This is a genomic window from Mesorhizobium sp. M8A.F.Ca.ET.207.01.1.1 (genome assembly GCF_004794715.1).
Classification (GTDB): Bacteria; Pseudomonadota; Alphaproteobacteria; order Rhizobiales; family Rhizobiaceae; genus Mesorhizobium.
The window spans coordinates 314,539-329,546 of record NZ_SRUS01000002.1 but is presented as its reverse complement, the minus strand read 5'-3'; the positions used below and the strand labels follow the sequence as shown (position 1 = coordinate 329,546).

Sequence of the window (15,008 nt, the reverse complement as noted above, 5' to 3'; positions counted from 1 at the left end):
GGTTTCCGGCCACCGGAGATTCTGCAACCCGGGGAAGTCGGGTTCCCGCCAGGATCGGCATAGAGGAACGGCGTCCGACCGCTTCGCCGTCAAAATCCGCGCACTCAAAATCCGCGCACTCAAAAGAGCGCCTTGAGAACAACGCCATGCACTTAGCCCCCTTAGAGCAGGCGCTCCCAATCCCTCCTTGAGTTAGGCGCCCCCGCCACGGTCAGTCCACGCAATAAAATGCCGGCACTTTGCAATAAGGTTCAATGCATTGAGGCCGGCAGTCCGCAGTCCCGCTTGTGAAGTACTGGCTCAATTAGAATACATAAACTTGCGCCAGAAGGAACCGAAAACTTACGTAAGGGACACTGACCAAAGCCATCTGCTTTTCATAGTCGTCATATGACGGCAATCTGCGTCCCGGGACTTGGTGGCAGTCAGTACTCGGGTGCGGTTGGTGTGAGGGCGATCACCATTCTCGCCATGGCATCGCCGGACAAACACCCTATATATCCGGCTTGATGAGATTTTTTGCAGGAATGGGCGGGTGTGCATGCGTCGTTCATCGATGATTTTCGCATTGGCGGTGCTGGCTGGGGCGGCTTCCGCTGGCTTTGCATCGCCCGCTTCCGCGCAGGTGATCAATCCAGCGGCCAGAAACAATGTGATCATCCAGCAGAATGATCTGCAGGCCTTGCAGAACCAGGTTCAGCGGCAGCAATTTCAGCAGCAGCAACAGCAGTATCGTGCCCAGGATCGCGTCATCGTCCAGCAGCCGCCGCCTGTCGTTCCGCAGGTCAGGCCGAGCTGCCAGACGCAGATAATCGGCAACACCGCCGTCAGCACCTGCCGCTGACAGACGGCACCTTCTTTTATTTAGCCGACTTACATGATAGGGCACTTTGGGTGCCCCCGCGGTCGTTTGGATTTTGCAAAGGCATCGCATCACGCTAAGGGGCATTGCAGCGACTGGATTGTTAAGATGGCAGCCACCAAGAAAAAGGCCGTACGCCAGGCCAAGAAAGGCGAAAGGATCCGCCAGGTGGCGGCGATTCCCTTTCGGCTGAACGCGCGCGGAGACATCGAGGTGATGCTGGTCACGTCGAGAACGACGAGACGCTTCATCGTGCCCAAGGGGTGGCCGATGAAAGGCAAGAGCGGGCGCAAGGCAGCCACTATCGAGGCGCTGGAGGAAGCCGGCGTGCGTGGCAAGACGCTGAAGCGGCCGGCGGGCACCTATTCCTACTGGAAACGCCTGGCCAACCGCTTTGTCCGCGTCGACGTCATCGTGTTTCTGCTGGAAGTGACGGAAGAGCTCGCCGACTGGCAGGAAGCCAAACGGCGGCAGCGGGCATGGCTGGCGCCGGCCGACGCCGCGATGCTCATCGACGAGCCCGATCTCTCGACGCTGGTGAGCACCTTGACGCTGCCCGAGCCCACGACGCTCGTGCGGCCATAAGCCTCAATTCTCGATGCCCTCGTCCCCAGGAACCGGCCGCGCCGGCGGGCCACTATAGGCCCACAGCCATTCGCGCGGCAGCGGCCCCTTGTTCCGCTCGGCCTGCTGCGATTGCTCCCAGGCATGCGCCAGGATGCCGACAGACCGCGACAGCACGAAGAGGCCACGCGTCAGCGGCGGCGGAAAGCCGAGTTCGCCGTAGATGACGGCGGTGGCGCCATCGATGTTGAGCGGGATTTTTTTGCCCTTGCGCCGCGCGACATCGGCCTCGACCGCCTCGGCGATGTCGGCGTACCGTCCATTGACGACGCCATGCGCGGCAAAATCTCTGACCAGTTCCAGCAGGCGCGGCGCGCGTGGATCGACAGGATGGAAGCGATGGCCAAGCCCCGGCACGTAGCCCTCTTCCTCCGCGAAGAACCGGTCGAGGCGTGCCGAGACCGCCTTATTGAGGGCAATGCCGCCCTCGAGCGCCACGGCAATATCGCCATAGATCGAAAGCGCCTGCTCGCCGGCTCCGCCATGCACGTCGCCAAGCACATTGATGGCAGAGGCCATAGCGCTGTTGATGCCGACGCCGCAGGTTGCCGCCATGCGGGCGATGGCGATCGACGGCGCCTGCGGCCCGTGGTCGACGGCCGCCCCCAAAGCGATGCCGAGCAGTGCCGCCTGGTCCTCGCTGGGCAGTTCGCCACGCAGCATCAGCCAGATCATGGCGGGGAAGCTGACACGGCCGATCAGGTCCTGGATCTCGTAGCCGCGCAGCCGGATCATGCCGGGGCTCATCTCGATGATGCCGGTCCGCCACCATTCCTCACCGCGCTCGCGGCCCGTTTTCTTCTCCACGCCGCTCATGCCCTGGCCTTTGCCTTGGCGCGCGGCGGCAGGCCGGCGAACACCTCGTCCATGTGCTCGCCCAGCACCGGCGGCGGCCGTGTCGGCAACGGTGCCGTGCCGTCGACCATGAACCCGCCGCGCAGGACGGTGAGCGGCCCGTCCATGCCGGCCACATCCTCGAAACGAGCCGTCATCTGGCGCTCGAGCACTTGTGGTTCGGTCAGCACTTGCGGGATCGTCAGGACCCTGCCCGCCGGCACGCCGGCTCGATTGAGCGCCTCTTCCCAAACCGCCGCCGGCGCACTTGCCAGAGCGTCCTCGATCTCGGCCTTGAGCGCCGCGCGGTTCTTCTTGCGCGTCTCGCGCTCGGCAAAGCGCGGGTTCGACGCCAGGTCCGGACGTCCGATCAGCCGGCACAGCGTCACGAACTGTTCCTGCTTGTTGGCGGCGATGTTGACGAGCCCGTCGCTGGTGCGGAAGGCGCCGGAGGGAGCCGCGGTCATATTCTCGTTGCCCATCGGCTTGGGATCGACCCCTGCCGTCAGATAGTTGGAGACAGGCCAGCCAAGTGCCGAAAGCGTACATTCGAGCATCGACACGTCGAGGAACGCGCCCTCGCCCGATGTCTTCTGCCGGACCAGTGCGGCGGCGATGGAGAACGCCCCGACCAACCCTCCCAGCGTGTCGGCAACGGGATAACCGACGCGCAGCGGCGCGGTTTCCGGCGTGCCGGTTATGCTCATGATCCCGGAAAGGCCCTGGACGATCTGGTCATAGGCGGGGTTGTCGCGCATCGGCCCGCTCTGTCCGAAACCCGATATCGCGCAATAGACGAGGCCGGGCCGCACAGCCTTCAACACATCGTAGCCGAGGCCGAGGCGCTTCATCACGCCGGGGCGAAAATTCTCGACCAGCGCGTCGGCGCTGGCGACCAGGTCGAGGAAGCGCTCGCGATCCGCCTCTTGCTTGAGGTCGAGCATGACGGACCGTTTGCCGGCGTTCTGCGCCAGGAACGATGCGCCCATGCCGGCATTGTTGAGCTTTGGCGAGCCGCCGAGCTGGCGCGCCAGGTCACCACCTTGCGGGCCTTCGACCTTGATCACGTCGGCTCCCAGCAAGGCCAGCTGATAGGCGCAGTAAGGCCCGGCGAGCACATTGGTCAGGTCGAGGACGCGGATACCGGAAAGCAGGTCTGTCATGTCTTTGCAAATCGCTCAGGCATCGCCCGGCACATGTTCGGGCCCGCGACGACGCCGGTCCTCGATGAAGGCCCAGACATGCGGCCCGACAAGGCCGATGAAGGCGAGCGTCAGCAAGGTCAGCGACAGCGGATGCTTGTAGAACACCGACCAGTCGCCGTTCGATATGGTCATCGCCCGGCGGAACTGGGTTTCGGCGAGCGGCCCCAGGATCATGCCGATGATGACGGGCGCGGTCGGGAAATCGAAGCGCCGCATCAGGAAGCCCGCGGCCCCCAGGAGATAGAGGATGACGAGATCGATCGGCGACTGCGAGATGCCATAGGTGCCGACAGTGGCGAACACCAGAATCCCCGCATAAAGCTGCGGCGCCGGGATTTTCAGCAGCCGCACCCACAGCCCGATCAGCGGCAAGTTCAGGATGACCAGGATGACGTTGGCGATGAACAGGCTGGCGATCAGGCCCCAGACAAGGTCGGCCTGTGTCGTCAGGAGCAACGGCCCGGGATTGATGCCGTAGCTCTGGAAGGCCGACAGCATGATCGCCGCCGTCGCCGAGGTCGGCAGACCGAGCGTCAGCATCGGCACCAGCACGCCTGCCGCGGACGCGTTGTTGGCGGCCTCGGGCCCGGCAACGCCTTCGATGGCGCCGACCGTTCCGAATTCCTCCTTGTGCTTCGACAGTTTCTTTTCGATCGCATAGGACAGGAAGGTCGGGATCTCTGCGCCGCCAGCCGGCATGGCGCCGATCGGAAAGCCGATCGCGGCGCCGCGCAGCCAGGCTTTCCACGAACGCCCCCATTCGGCCGCCGTCATGTAGAGCGAGCCTTTCAGCGGCACGATCTCGTCCTTGCCGGCATAGCGGCGCGAGGCCATGTAGAGTGTCTCGCCGACCGCGAACAGGCCGACGGCGGCGATGATGACGTCGACGCCGTCGAGCAGTTCGGTCATGCCGAAGGTGAAGCGCGGCTGGCCCGTCTGCAGATCGACGCCGATCATGCCGATTACGAAGCCGGCAAACAGGCTGGTCAAACCCCGCACCGACGATGAACCAAGCACCGCCGAAACGGTGATGAAGGCCAGCACCATCAGCGAGAAATATTCGGCCGGGCCGAAGGCCAGCGCGAACTTGACCACGACAGGCGCCAGGAAGGCGACGCCCAGCGTGCCGAGCGTGCCGGCGACGAAGGAGCCGATCGCCGAGGTGGCGAGCGCGGCGCCCCCGCGGCCGGAGCGGGCCATCTTGTTGCCTTCCAGCGCGGTGACGATGGTTGCGCTCTCGCCTGGCGTGTTGAGCAGGATCGACGTCGTCGAGCCGCCATACATGGCGCCGTAATAGATGCCGGCGAACAGGATGAAGGACGCCTCCGGCGCCACCTGGTAGGTGATCGGCAAGAGGAGCGCGATGGTCAGTGCCGGCCCGAGGCCGGGCAACACGCCGATGGCCGTGCCGAGCGTGGTGCCGAGCAGGCACCACAAAAGATTTGTCGGCGAGAATGCGACCGCAAAACCGTGTGCGAGATGGCCGAGCGTTTCCATGGTCTCAGCCTCCCAGCGTGCTGGTGAAGGCGTCGATCACCGTATTCAACTGGTTCTCGATGAAGCCGGCGCCGATGTTGACGCCGAGCGCCTTGGCGAAGCCGAAATAAGCCGCCAGCGCCAGCACCAGCCCGGTAAGCACATCGCGCAGCGTGTGCCTGCTGCCGAAGCCGTAACAGACCAGAACGAACATGATGACCGATGCGGCGGTGAAGCCAAGCGGCTGGATGAGCAGCAGATTGGCCAGAAGACCGATGACGACGAAGCCCATCGCCTTCCAGTCGGTCGAAGTTTCCTTTTCCTCCTCCGGCTGCCAGCCGCCGCGAAGTGCGGCGAGGATGAGCAGCAGGGAGAGCACCACGAGGCCGACCATGGTGAGATAGGGAAAGACAGTCGGACCGACCTTGGAATAGAGCGGCGACACCGGGATCGCCAGCGTCTGCCAGGCGACAGCCCCGGCGCAGGCCAGAAGGCCGATGCCGATCGACAATTCCGGTACGGCAAGGCGTGGGGGCGCCGCCGGCTGGTTGATGGTGCTCATGAACGTCCTCCCCGTTATGGCCGAGACCGGCGGCAGCCCGCAGCCAGCCTGCACCGTACCTTCACCTTTAGACCGATCGCCTCCCTGCGGTCGGCTGCGATTGAAAAATGAGGGGCGGCGCGAGCCGCCCCTTGGGGAAAAATCAGGCGAGACCGAGATCCTTGAGGATGGCCTCGATGCGAGCCGAATCCTCGGCGACGAATTTCGCATAATCGTCGCCGGTGAGCAGGATGGACGTCCAGTTGCGGTTCTTGCATTCGCTCGCCCATGCATCGCTCTTGGCCATGGTCTCGACCAGCGTGATCATCGCCGCCTTGTCGGCATCGGAAACGCCGGGTGGCGCGAAGACGCCGCGCCAGTTGAACAGTTCCACATCAATGCCGGCTTCCTTCAGCGTCGGCGCGTCGATGCCGTCCTGGCGCTTGTCGGCCGAAATGGCGAGCAGCCTGAGCGCGCCGGCCTTGACCTGCTCGGAGAACTCGCCGAAGCCGGAAATGCCGGCCGCGACCTGGTTACCGAGCAACGCCGACAAGGCCTCGCCGCCGCCCGCGAACGGCACGTAGGAAAGGCTGGGGGCCGGAACGCCGACCGTCTTGGCGATCAGGCCGAACAGGATGTGGTCTGAGCCTCCGGCGGAACCGCCCGCGACTGGAACCTTCGTCGGATCGGCCTTGAGAGCCGCGACGAAATCGGCGGCCGTCTTGAACGGCGAGTCCGCCGGCACCACCAGCGCCTCGAACTCACCGGTGAGACGGGCGATGGGGGTGACTTGGGTCAGGTTGTTGGCTGCCTTGTTGGCGATGATGGCACCCACCATGACCATGCCCGCGACCATCAGCGAATTGCCCTTGCCGCCCCACTGATTGATGAACTGCGGCAGCCCGACCGTGCCGCCGGCGCCCCCGACATTGGTGATCTGCGAGCCCGAGATGAGCTTCTCGCTGCGCAGCACCTGGTCCATCGTGCGCGCCGTCTGGTCCCAGCCGCCGCCGGGTGCCGCCGGCACGAAGACCTGGATCTGCGGTGCACCTTCTGCGAAGGCGGGTGAGAAATGCGATGCCACCAGCCCGGCCGCGCCTGCCGCCGCCGCCGTACTCATCAAAAATCTGCGTCTGTTCAGCATGGGATTCCTCCAGATCACGACACCTCCTCCGGTGCCTGCCAAAACGCGCCTGTTCACAGACCCGTGATCGAGTTCAAGCAGATTTTACCTCGTTCCGTCAACAGGAACGATATTCTGCTGGACAGAACCCTCCAGCGGCGCGACAGAGTGGTTCCGCTCGGGCTTCTCCGATTTGGAACCGCAATGGACTTACCAGCCAACTCAGCCGATGTGGAAATCCGCCGAGCGTCCGCCGACGGTGTTGCCGCACTCGATCGGGCGATCGCCATCCTCGATGCTTTCACCACGGCCGACCGCTCGCTTAGCCTGGCTGAAATCGCGGGGCGCACCGGCCTCTACAAAAGCACGATCCTGCGGCTCGCCAATTCGCTGTTGCGCGGCCAACTGCTCGAGCGCCTCGACGATGGGCGCTACCGTGTCGGGCCCGCCGCCTTTCGGCTGGGCGCGCTTTACCAGCGCTCGGTCGTGGCGGTCGACATCCTGTTGCCGATCATGCGCGAGCTCTCAGAACGAAGCTGGGAGAGCGTTGCCTTCTACGTCCGCTCGGGAGACGTGCGCACCTGTCTCTATCGGGTCGAATCCAAGCATCCGATCCGCTACACGATACGCGAAGGCGACGTATTGCCTCTGCTGGCCGGCTCCGGCGGCCGCGTGCTGGCAGCGTTTTCCGGCCAGCAGGGCGAACCCTACGAAACCATCCGCAAAACCTGCAACTGTCTCGCCGTGGGCGATCGCGACCCCGAGACTGCTGGCGTGTCGGCGCCGGTTTTCGGGCCGGGACATGTGCTGCTTGGCGCGTTGACGCTGGCTGGTCCAAGCACGCGCGTCGACGCAGCCTTCCTGCAGCGCATGAAGCGCCCGCTGCTCGAGGCGGCGGCCCGTGCCACCCGTGCCTTCGGCGAGGATGCCTCCATGCTGGAGCAGGCGAGCCTAGCGGCGGACGCTCTGCCGTAGCCGCGCGGCTACGGCCGGAAGAGGGCCGCCAGGTTTCGAATACAAACTGATTCAACTTGAAGCTGTTACTTGACGCAGCGTAATATTCGGTCATTCCCGGCAGCCGGAAACTATTTATTTGCTGTTAAGCCCCTCATGATACCCGGATTGGTGTCGCCATCTGAGCGACATGAGGGAGCAACATCGTCTCAACCGGCGGATGAAACAGCCGGACGGACGCGCTGACAGGATCATGGCACGTCCATGAATTCGATGAAGCTGTCATCGATGGACGCAAGCCCCCGCCTTCTCGGGCTTGTGTGGCCGTTCGTCGCCGTCGTTCTCATTCAGGCGCTGGTCGCCAGCCTGAGCCTCTATACGCTTTCGGCGGTTCGCGCCTATGTCGGCGGCGAAAGCCAGTGGTCCAAGGGGCAAAAGCACGCCATCTATTTCCTCAGCCTCTACGCCGATACCGGCAATGAGGAATTCTTCAGCGAGTATCGTGCCGCGATCGCCGTTCCACTGGCCGATCGCTCGGCCCGTCTGGCCCTCGAGCAGTCCGAGCCCGACACCCAGGCTGCACGCGCGGGTTTTCTGCACGGCAGGAACCACCCGGACGACGTTGCGGGGATGATCTGGCTGTTCCAGAATTTCCGTAGCTTCAGCTATCTCGACGCCGCCGTGCGGCACTGGACGGCGGCCGATGTCATGATCCTCGCCATCCGGCAGCTCGGCGACGAGATGCACGACAAACTGAGCAAGGCCCCGGCATCCCTGGCCCAGATCAGCGCCTGGAAGACGCAAATCCATCAACTCGATCGAGAGATCAGCCCGCTCTCCAAGGCCTTCTCGGACAGCCTCGGCGAAGGATCGCGCTTCATCAAGATGCTGCTCACCTTTGCCAATCTCGTCACCGCCGCCTTGCTGATACTGCTCGCCGTCTGGCGCACCCGCAAACTTCTGGCGCAGCGCCAGGCCTTCCAGCTGGCGCTCAACGCCGAGCGCGAGCGCGCCCAGGTCACGCTGGCTTCGATCGGCCAGGCCGTCATCAGCACCGGCCCCGATGGGCGGCTGGACTACATGAACGCGGTTGCCGAGAAATTGCTGGCATGCCCGTTCGGCTCCGCCAGAGGCAAGCCGTTGGCGTCGCTGTTTCGGCTGGTGGACAAGGACACCAGCGTCGAAGAGCCTCAATTGATCGAACGCCTGCTGGCCGGCGAGCCACGCCGCTCCAGCGCCCGTCCGCAATTGCTGCAGCGGCCGGACGGCTCCGTTGTTCCGGTCGCGCTGACCGGCGCGCCGCTGCTCGTTTCCGGTGGGGTCGTCGGCGCCGTGCTGGCCTTCCACGACATGACCCGGGAAGAGGATTATATCGAGCGGCTTTCCTGGCAGGCTTCGCATGACGCGCTGACCGGGCTCGCCAACCGGCGTGATTTCGAAAGCCGGCTGGAACGGACGATCGTCGAATTGCAGGACGGGGCCCGCCAGCATGCGCTGATGTATCTCGATCTCGACCAGTTCAAGCTGGTCAACGATACGTGCGGCCATGCCGCTGGCGACCAGTTGCTGCGCCAGATCTCCTCGCTGCTGATCAACGAGCTGCGGCCGGGCGACGTGCTGGCCCGGTTGGGCGGGGATGAATTCGGCGTGCTGCTGATCGATTGCGAGGCGGACAATGCGGCCGACATCGCCGAACGGCTGCGCGCCGCCGTGCAGGAGCTGCATTTCGCCTGGGATGGCCGGCCTTTCAACACCAGCGTCAGTGTCGGCATGGTGCAGATCGCCAATACGCATGTGACGATCGAGGAGGCACTGCGTGCCGCCGACGTCGCCTGTTACATGGCCAAGGAGAAAGGCCGCAACCGCGTCCAGATCCATAGCGACGGCGACGTCGCCTTGCGCGAGCGCTACGGCGAGATGGCCTGGGTGCAGCGCCTGCACGCCGCGCTCGAAGAAGATCGCTTCAGGCTTCATGCCCAGGAAATCTGGCCGCTCAACGACGACGTCGCCGAGGCTGGAGCGCATATCGAGATTCTCTTGCGGCTGACCGATGAAGACGGCGGCTTCGTTACCCCGCAGAGCTTCATTCCCGCCGCCGAGCGCTACGGCCTGATGCCGTCGATCGACCGTTGGGTGGTGCGCAATACATTCCGCATCCTGGCGGCGCGGCAAGCCGATCAGCGCATGCCGCCGATTGCCACATGCGCCATCAATCTTTCCGGAGCGACGTTCGGCGACGAGACGTTTCTCGGCTTCCTGCGCGAGCAGTTCCTCGTCCATGGCATTTCGCCGGCCATGATCTGCCTGGAGATCACCGAAACCAGCGCCATCGCCAATCTTACCAGTGCCATGCGCTTCATGGCCGACCTGCGCGGGTTGGGCTGCCGTTTCGCGCTCGACGATTTCGGCTCCGGCATGTCGTCCTTCGCCTATCTGAAGCACCTGCCGGTCGACTACCTCAAGATCGACGGCAGCTTCGTCAAGGACATGCTGGATGACCGCATCGACCGCGCCATGGTCGAGATGATCCACCATATCGGCAAGATCATGGGCAAGCGCACCATCGCCGAATTCGTCGAAAGCGACGACATCGCCGCCGCTCTGAAGACCATCGGCGTCGACTATGCCCAGGGCTACGGGATCGCCAGGCCGACGCCGTTCGATGCCTCGACGGTGCTGCTGGGCCGGAGCGTCACGCCGGTCGCGCCGAGCGCCGATCCATGGGCCGACCTTGCTCGGAAACTGGGTCGCAAGGCCGGCTAAACGATCAGTTCAGTTTCACCAGAACCACCCGGCGGTTCTTGGCACGGCCCGCCTCGTCATCATTGCTGGCGACGGGCGCCATCATGCCGGCGCCGGCGGCGGTCAGCCGCTTGCCGTCGATGCCATATTTCGACACCAGCACCTTCTTGACCGCTTGCGCACGCCGCGACGACAGATCGATATTATAGTCGAAGGCGCCCTGATTGTCGGTGTGACCGACGACGATGACCGCCATATCGGGTTCGTTTGCCAGCAGCGTCGAAATCTCCTTAAGCGTTGGTTCCGATTCCGGCTTGATGACCGCCTTGCCGGTGTCGAAGAAGATGCCGTAGAGTGAAATGCTGCCGGTGGCGGAAATCGAATCCGCCATCTTGGCCGCCTCGACGACCACCATTTTCTTGTCGCGCGCCTTGGGTTCCAGCACCTGCACAACGGCAACGGTGCGGCCGTTGAGTTCCTTGCAGTAGAGATCGTCGGTCAACGAATAGGTCTGTACCGTGATATAGGCGTCGCCGCCGTCCTGTGGCACCTTGGCCGAGAAATAGCGCTGGTCGTTGATGCCGGAAGCCAACGCGCAAGCGCCATTGGAGAATGCCGCGTCCTTGAGATCGCTTTCGTGGAAGGAATACATCGTCAGGCTCATGTCGCCGCCGCCGCCGCTCGACGAGCGGTCGGCAGCGCCGCCACATTCCTCCTTCTTGCATTCGAACAGGACTTCGCCGCCTGCTGCCTTGATCACATCCTGATAATTGCGCAGCACCTCGAGCGGCGAGCGCTCGGCCGGCAGCACATAGGCGATACGGGTCAGGGCACCCTCCACCTCGGCCTTCTTGTCCGGCGCGAAAACGCGATTGTTCATGGCGTCGCGCGCGTCCGGATCTGCGCTTGGCTTCAGGGGCGACAGCGGTACGCTGAAGTCGGTAAAGGCAAGCTTTGCGTAGGACACGATGAAAGAGCCTTCGTAGCGCTTGGCCAGTTGATTGTCGGCGGCGCCCCCGATATCGGCGGTCGGCACCGTCGCGTCGGCTGCCGCGAGCCGCACTGTCAGCGCGAGAACAAGCCCCGCCCAGAAAAACCTCATGATTGTCGACTTTAATGCATGCATCGATCGATCCCCTCGCTTGATGATCGATGCTAGCAGAGCGGGTATGTCCAGTCGATGACGCCACTCAGGGCAGCCGCTCCAGCAGGATGGTCGGCGCATCGTGATAGAGGGTCTGCGTCAGCTCGGTATAGCCGCACTTCCTGGCGACGTTCAACGAGGCCGTATTTTCGGGATCGATGATGCAGACGGTTCTGGCACGTCCGAACGTCTCGTCGCCCCAGCCATGCACACGGCTGACGATCTCCGTGGCAAGGCCAGCGCCATGCGCGGCCGGAGCGAGCGCCCACCCCGCCTCGGGGATGCCTTCGATCGACGGCTCCATGTCGCGCTTCAGATCGTGGAACCCGGCCTCCCCGACGAAGCGGCCAGTCGCTTTCTCCTCGATGGCCCAGAACCCATAGCCCAACAGCGACCACAGGCCGGCGTGACGCAGGAAGCGCATCCAGCTTTCCTCACGCGTACGCGGCTTGCCGCCGATGAAACGGGTGACGACCGGATCGGCCCACATCGTGGCATAGGCATCGAAGTCGCCGAGCTGGTGTGGCCGCAGGATGGTTCGTGGCGTCTCGATGACGGGGGCGACAGTCGCTTGCGTCGGATTCATTGGATTTGCCTCGCGTTACGGCCTGCGGGTTAGCAAATCGACGGCGCCGTGCAAGAGCCAGGGAACCCAGGGACCGTCATCCAGGACGAAAGCGCGACGTCCGGCTGCCTTCACGACATCCGGGCAGCGCTTTGGGATTTTTGCGCGGCGGTGTTATTTTCGACGCGGGCTGATTCAGCAGCCCAAATTTTGAGGCGCCCAGTGCCGCCGATCCGAGGGAAACGAGCATGGACACCACCGACCTCGTGCTCGCCATCATCCACCATCTGCTGGTGTTCTCGCTGGCGGGGATCATCGGCGCCGAATTCGTGCTGATCCGTGGCGACCTGCCCGCCGCGACGCTCAAGCGGCTCGCCGGCATCGACCGCCACTACGGCATCATCGCCGCGCTCATCATCATCGTCGGCATCGGCCGTGTCGTCTGGGGGCTCAAGGGCTGGGAGTTCTACGTCCACAATTGGGTGTTCTGGGCCAAGATGGCGGCGTTCGGCATCGTCGGCCTGCTGTCGATCGTCCCGACCGTGCGTTTCATTTCCTGGAGCCGGCAGGCGAGTACCAATCCTTCCTTCGCCGTGCCTGTCGGCGAACTGGCCTCGGTGAAGACCTATATCCGCGCCGTGGCGTTCGTCTTCCTGCTGATCCCGGTCTTCGCGGCGGCGATGGCGCGTGGCTACGGCTACTGATCGTCGGCGGAAACCGTTTCAAGTGGAGCGATCGGCACCAGGGGTGCCGGAATGCTGGTCGTCTTCACCTCCGCCTTGCAGATATCGGCGATGACGCAGGCCGGACAATCCGGCTTGCGCGCCTTGCAGACATAGCGGCCATGCAGGATCAGCCAGTGATGGGCGTGGCGCATATATTCGTCCGGGATGATCCTCAACAATCCCTGCTCGACCTGTTCCGGGGTCTTGCCGGGCGCCAGGCCAAGCCGGTTGCCGATGCGCAGGATGTGCGTGTCGACCGCCATCGTATGTTGGCCGAAGGCCATGTTGAGCACGACATTGGCGGTCTTGCGCCCGACACCGGGCAGCTTGACCAGCTCATCGCGGTCGTCAGGCACCTCGCCGCCATGGTCGCGGATCAGCGCCTCCGACAGGGCGATGACGTTCTTGGCCTTGTTGCGCCAGAGACCGATGGTCCTGATAAAGTCGCCGACCCTGGCTTCACCGAGCGCCAGCATCTTTTGTGGCGTATCGGCAACCTTGAACAAGGCACGCGTCGCCTTGTTGACGCCCGCATCGGTCGCTTGCGCCGAAAGCACCACGGCCACCAGCAGCGTGAAGGCATTGACATGTTCGAGCTCGCCCTTGGGCTCAGGCCGCTGCACTGAAAAGCGCCTGAATATCTCGCGCACTTCCGTCGGGCTATAAATCGATCTGGACCGCGCGGGCCTGAGGCGCGGTTTGGCGTTCGCGCCGTCGCGCCGTTCGGGCAACAGTTCACTTTTGGGCAGGGACGAATCTTTGGACTTGGGGCGCGCCATTTCCCTCCTATAATAGTCTGTCATGAGCGACACAAACGCCTCGTTTCAGGCTGATGAGCCCTTCTTTCATGCATTGCTGACCCCACACCGGTCGCTGGGCAGGACGGGCTTCCTGATCCTGATGGGCGCCCTGACGTTCGGCTGGCTGGTGACGGGCGCGTTCTTCCTGTCCCGCGGCGCCTGGCCGGTGTTCGGCTTCTTCGGCCTCGACGTGATCGCCGTTTACATCGCCTTCCGCGTCAACTATCGGGCCGCCCGCGCCCGCGAGGAAGTGTCGGTCTCGCGAACCAGCCTCGATATCCGCAAGACGGCCCCCTCGGGAAAGTCGGAAGCGCACCGCTTCAATCCGTTTTGGGCTCGGTTTTCGATCGCCCGGCACGCCGAGATCGGCATCACCAGAATGACCGTGGAAGCACAGGGCCAGAACGTGCCGATCGGCGGCTTCCTCGATCCCGATTCCCGCGAGAGCTTCGCCACCGCCTTCGCGCGCGCTCTGGCGACCGCCAAGGCGCGCTAAGCAATTCCCAGAAAAGTGTGAAGCGGTTTTCCGTCCGCAATTGCGGCAAACAATGTGCTTCAGAAGCGATACCGCAGCAGCCTGCCGACCTTGCGCAGCGCCGGAATGTGTTTCCAAAGGCGGACGAACAGCTTGGCGGACCAGCCCATGCGGGCAGCGTGCTCGGGCTTGTAGGCCGAAATATCCTCGATGAACCGCAGCTTCGGAACCGCTAGTTCCAGCTCGTGCGGGTCGTCGATCGCCCAGTGGACCTCGGCGCCCGTCGCCTTGATCGTCGGATTGAGGCGAAGCAGCGTCAGGCCGAAACGGCTGTAGGCGTCGAAGATCAGTTCGCCGCCGGCAAGATGCGAGACAAGCCGTGAAAGCAGGCGCAGCCCTTCGTCGGCGGGGAGATAGGGCGTCAATCCCTCCGCCACCACGATGGCCAGGCGGTTGCGAGGCACGTCGGCCAACCAGCCGGGCTCGGTCACCGACGAAGCGATGAGGTGGTAATGGTCGCGGGACGGGTAGAGCTTGCGCCTGAGTTCGATCACTTCGGGATAGTCGATATCGAACCAGTCCACCCACGGTGGAGGATCGACCCGGAAGATGCGGGTATCAAGCCCGCAACCCAGATGCAGCACGATGGCGCCAGGATTTCTGGCCAGAAAATCCTCGACGCGGACGTCCAATGTCTTGGCTCGGATCGCCAGGCCGATGCCGAGATTCTCGTCGACCTTGAGCCTGGCGAAATCATAGTCGATCTTGCGCAGCGCCGCGTCGGCGAAATGGTCCCCGAGCAGCGACTGGGGCATCCTGCTCTCCAGCGCCTTGCCGTACAGGGTCATGAGCAAGGTCTCTTTTGCTCCCGTCAAATGTACTTTTTCGCCAACCATGAGCGGGTCCCGGGCTCGAATCCCCAGTCTATCTGGGCAGGT

Annotated in this window: 15 protein-coding genes; 6 read left to right on the top strand and 9 right to left on the bottom strand. The window is 63.8% G+C overall.

The annotated features are described in order from the left end of the window. Positions 1–556 precede the first annotated feature (556 nt). Together EN850_RS06495 and EN850_RS06490 are read left to right on the top strand one after the other, a co-directional pair. Positions 557–844: a hypothetical protein gene (locus tag EN850_RS06495; RefSeq protein WP_245511698.1), complete on the top strand. Its 288-nt coding sequence runs from the start codon at positions 557–559 to the stop codon at positions 842–844. 126 nt (positions 845–970) lie between these two features. Continuing rightward, positions 971–1,447, top strand: coding sequence for an NUDIX hydrolase (locus EN850_RS06490; protein WP_127869974.1), 477 nt, complete (start codon positions 971–973; stop codon positions 1,445–1,447). A 3-nt stretch (positions 1,448–1,450) separates the two neighbouring features. On the opposite strand, the gene EN850_RS06485 is transcribed toward EN850_RS06490, so the two are convergent. From EN850_RS06485 to EN850_RS06465, 5 genes are all read right to left on the bottom strand, one after another. Further along, positions 1,451–2,302 carry a citryl-CoA lyase gene (locus EN850_RS06485; protein ID WP_127281283.1) on the bottom strand — a complete coding sequence of 284 codons (852 nt, stop codon included), beginning with the start codon at positions 2,300–2,302 and terminating at the stop codon, positions 1,451–1,453. Next, on the bottom strand, positions 2,299–3,483 hold the full coding sequence (locus EN850_RS06480; protein WP_135929353.1) for a CoA transferase: 1,185 nt from the start codon (positions 3,481–3,483) through the stop codon (positions 2,299–2,301). The genes EN850_RS06485 and EN850_RS06480 overlap by 4 nt, the downstream gene beginning before the upstream one ends. Positions 3,484–3,498: 15 nt before the next feature. Then, positions 3,499–5,022 (bottom strand): tripartite tricarboxylate transporter permease, encoded by a 1,524-nt coding sequence (locus tag EN850_RS06475; RefSeq protein WP_136090861.1) that lies wholly within the window; start codon positions 5,020–5,022, stop codon positions 3,499–3,501. A gap of 4 nt (positions 5,023–5,026) precedes the next feature. Beyond that, entirely contained in the window at positions 5,027–5,563 is a 537-nt protein-coding gene (locus EN850_RS06470) for a tripartite tricarboxylate transporter TctB family protein (protein WP_127869977.1), read from the bottom strand. A 142-nt stretch (positions 5,564–5,705) separates the two neighbouring features. Further along, positions 5,706–6,686, bottom strand: a complete 981-nt coding sequence (locus EN850_RS06465) for a tripartite tricarboxylate transporter substrate-binding protein (protein ID WP_136090860.1) — start codon at positions 6,684–6,686, stop codon at positions 5,706–5,708. A 183-nt stretch (positions 6,687–6,869) separates the two neighbouring features. Here EN850_RS06465 and EN850_RS06460 point away from each other — a divergent pair, with 183 nt between their 5' ends. Next, on the top strand, positions 6,870–7,640 hold the full coding sequence (locus tag EN850_RS06460) for an IclR family transcriptional regulator (RefSeq protein ID WP_136090859.1): 771 nt from the start codon (positions 6,870–6,872) through the stop codon (positions 7,638–7,640). 243 nt (positions 7,641–7,883) lie between these two features. Continuing rightward, complete coding sequence (locus EN850_RS06455) at positions 7,884–10,382, top strand: EAL domain-containing protein (RefSeq protein ID WP_136090858.1); 2,499 nt, start codon at positions 7,884–7,886, stop codon at positions 10,380–10,382. A gap of 4 nt (positions 10,383–10,386) precedes the next feature. On the opposite strand, the gene EN850_RS06450 is transcribed toward EN850_RS06455, so the two are convergent. Both EN850_RS06450 and EN850_RS06445 read right to left on the bottom strand, forming a co-directional pair. Continuing rightward, the gene (locus tag EN850_RS06450) at positions 10,387–11,463 is read right to left on the bottom strand and encodes an OmpA family protein (protein ID WP_127869980.1); all 1,077 of its coding nucleotides are present in this window, start codon (positions 11,461–11,463) and stop codon (positions 10,387–10,389) included. Positions 11,464–11,551: 88 nt separating this feature from the next. Next, entirely contained in the window at positions 11,552–12,091 is a 540-nt protein-coding gene (locus EN850_RS06445) for a GNAT family N-acetyltransferase (protein WP_135865721.1), read from the bottom strand. A gap of 227 nt (positions 12,092–12,318) precedes the next feature. Between EN850_RS06445 and EN850_RS06440 the strand changes: the two genes are divergently transcribed. Next, positions 12,319–12,774: a DUF2214 family protein gene (locus EN850_RS06440; RefSeq protein WP_136090857.1), complete on the top strand. Its 456-nt coding sequence runs from the start codon at positions 12,319–12,321 to the stop codon at positions 12,772–12,774. On the opposite strand, the gene nth is transcribed toward EN850_RS06440, so the two are convergent. After that, positions 12,768–13,574: an endonuclease III gene (gene nth / locus EN850_RS06435; protein WP_136090856.1), complete on the bottom strand. Its 807-nt coding sequence runs from the start codon at positions 13,572–13,574 to the stop codon at positions 12,768–12,770. The genes EN850_RS06440 and nth overlap by 7 nt on opposite strands. Positions 13,575–13,596: 22 nt before the next feature. On the opposite strand from nth, the gene EN850_RS06430 reads away from it, so the two are divergent. After that, positions 13,597–14,091 carry a DUF2244 domain-containing protein gene (locus EN850_RS06430; RefSeq protein ID WP_127277108.1) on the top strand — a complete coding sequence of 165 codons (495 nt, stop codon included), beginning with the start codon at positions 13,597–13,599 and terminating at the stop codon, positions 14,089–14,091. Positions 14,092–14,150: 59 nt separating this feature from the next. Here EN850_RS06430 and EN850_RS06425 read toward each other — a convergent pair whose 3' ends face one another. Continuing rightward, positions 14,151–14,966: a class I SAM-dependent methyltransferase gene (locus EN850_RS06425; RefSeq protein ID WP_127869982.1), complete on the bottom strand. Its 816-nt coding sequence runs from the start codon at positions 14,964–14,966 to the stop codon at positions 14,151–14,153. Between the last annotated feature and the right edge of the window lie 42 nt (positions 14,967–15,008).

Excerpts from the sequence above, each read along its gene's own strand:
- EN850_RS06460 (WP_136090859.1), top strand. The coding sequence starts at position 6,870 with ATGGACTTACCAGCCAACTCAGCCGATGTGGAAATCCGCCGAGCGTCC.
- EN850_RS06475 (WP_136090861.1), bottom strand. The coding sequence starts at position 5,022 with ATGGAAACGCTCGGCCATCTCGCACACGGTTTTGCGGTCGCATTCTCG.
- EN850_RS06485 (WP_127281283.1), bottom strand. The coding sequence starts at position 2,302 with ATGAGCGGCGTGGAGAAGAAAACGGGCCGCGAGCGCGGTGAGGAATGG.
- nth (WP_136090856.1), bottom strand. The coding sequence starts at position 13,574 with ATGGCGCGCCCCAAGTCCAAAGATTCGTCCCTGCCCAAAAGTGAACTG.
- EN850_RS06470 (WP_127869977.1), bottom strand. The coding sequence starts at position 5,563 with ATGAGCACCATCAACCAGCCGGCGGCGCCCCCACGCCTTGCCGTACCG.
- EN850_RS06440 (WP_136090857.1), top strand. The coding sequence starts at position 12,319 with ATGGACACCACCGACCTCGTGCTCGCCATCATCCACCATCTGCTGGTG.
- EN850_RS06495 (WP_245511698.1), top strand. The coding sequence starts at position 557 with ATGATTTTCGCATTGGCGGTGCTGGCTGGGGCGGCTTCCGCTGGCTTT.
- EN850_RS06455 (WP_136090858.1), top strand. The coding sequence starts at position 7,884 with ATGAATTCGATGAAGCTGTCATCGATGGACGCAAGCCCCCGCCTTCTC.
- EN850_RS06425 (WP_127869982.1), bottom strand. The coding sequence starts at position 14,966 with ATGGTTGGCGAAAAAGTACATTTGACGGGAGCAAAAGAGACCTTGCTC.
- EN850_RS06450 (WP_127869980.1), bottom strand. The coding sequence starts at position 11,463 with ATGAGGTTTTTCTGGGCGGGGCTTGTTCTCGCGCTGACAGTGCGGCTC.
- EN850_RS06490 (WP_127869974.1), top strand. The coding sequence starts at position 971 with ATGGCAGCCACCAAGAAAAAGGCCGTACGCCAGGCCAAGAAAGGCGAA.
- EN850_RS06480 (WP_135929353.1), bottom strand. The coding sequence starts at position 3,483 with ATGACAGACCTGCTTTCCGGTATCCGCGTCCTCGACCTGACCAATGTG.
- EN850_RS06430 (WP_127277108.1), top strand. The coding sequence starts at position 13,597 with ATGAGCGACACAAACGCCTCGTTTCAGGCTGATGAGCCCTTCTTTCAT.
- EN850_RS06445 (WP_135865721.1), bottom strand. The coding sequence starts at position 12,091 with ATGAATCCGACGCAAGCGACTGTCGCCCCCGTCATCGAGACGCCACGA.
- EN850_RS06465 (WP_136090860.1), bottom strand. The coding sequence starts at position 6,686 with ATGCTGAACAGACGCAGATTTTTGATGAGTACGGCGGCGGCGGCAGGC.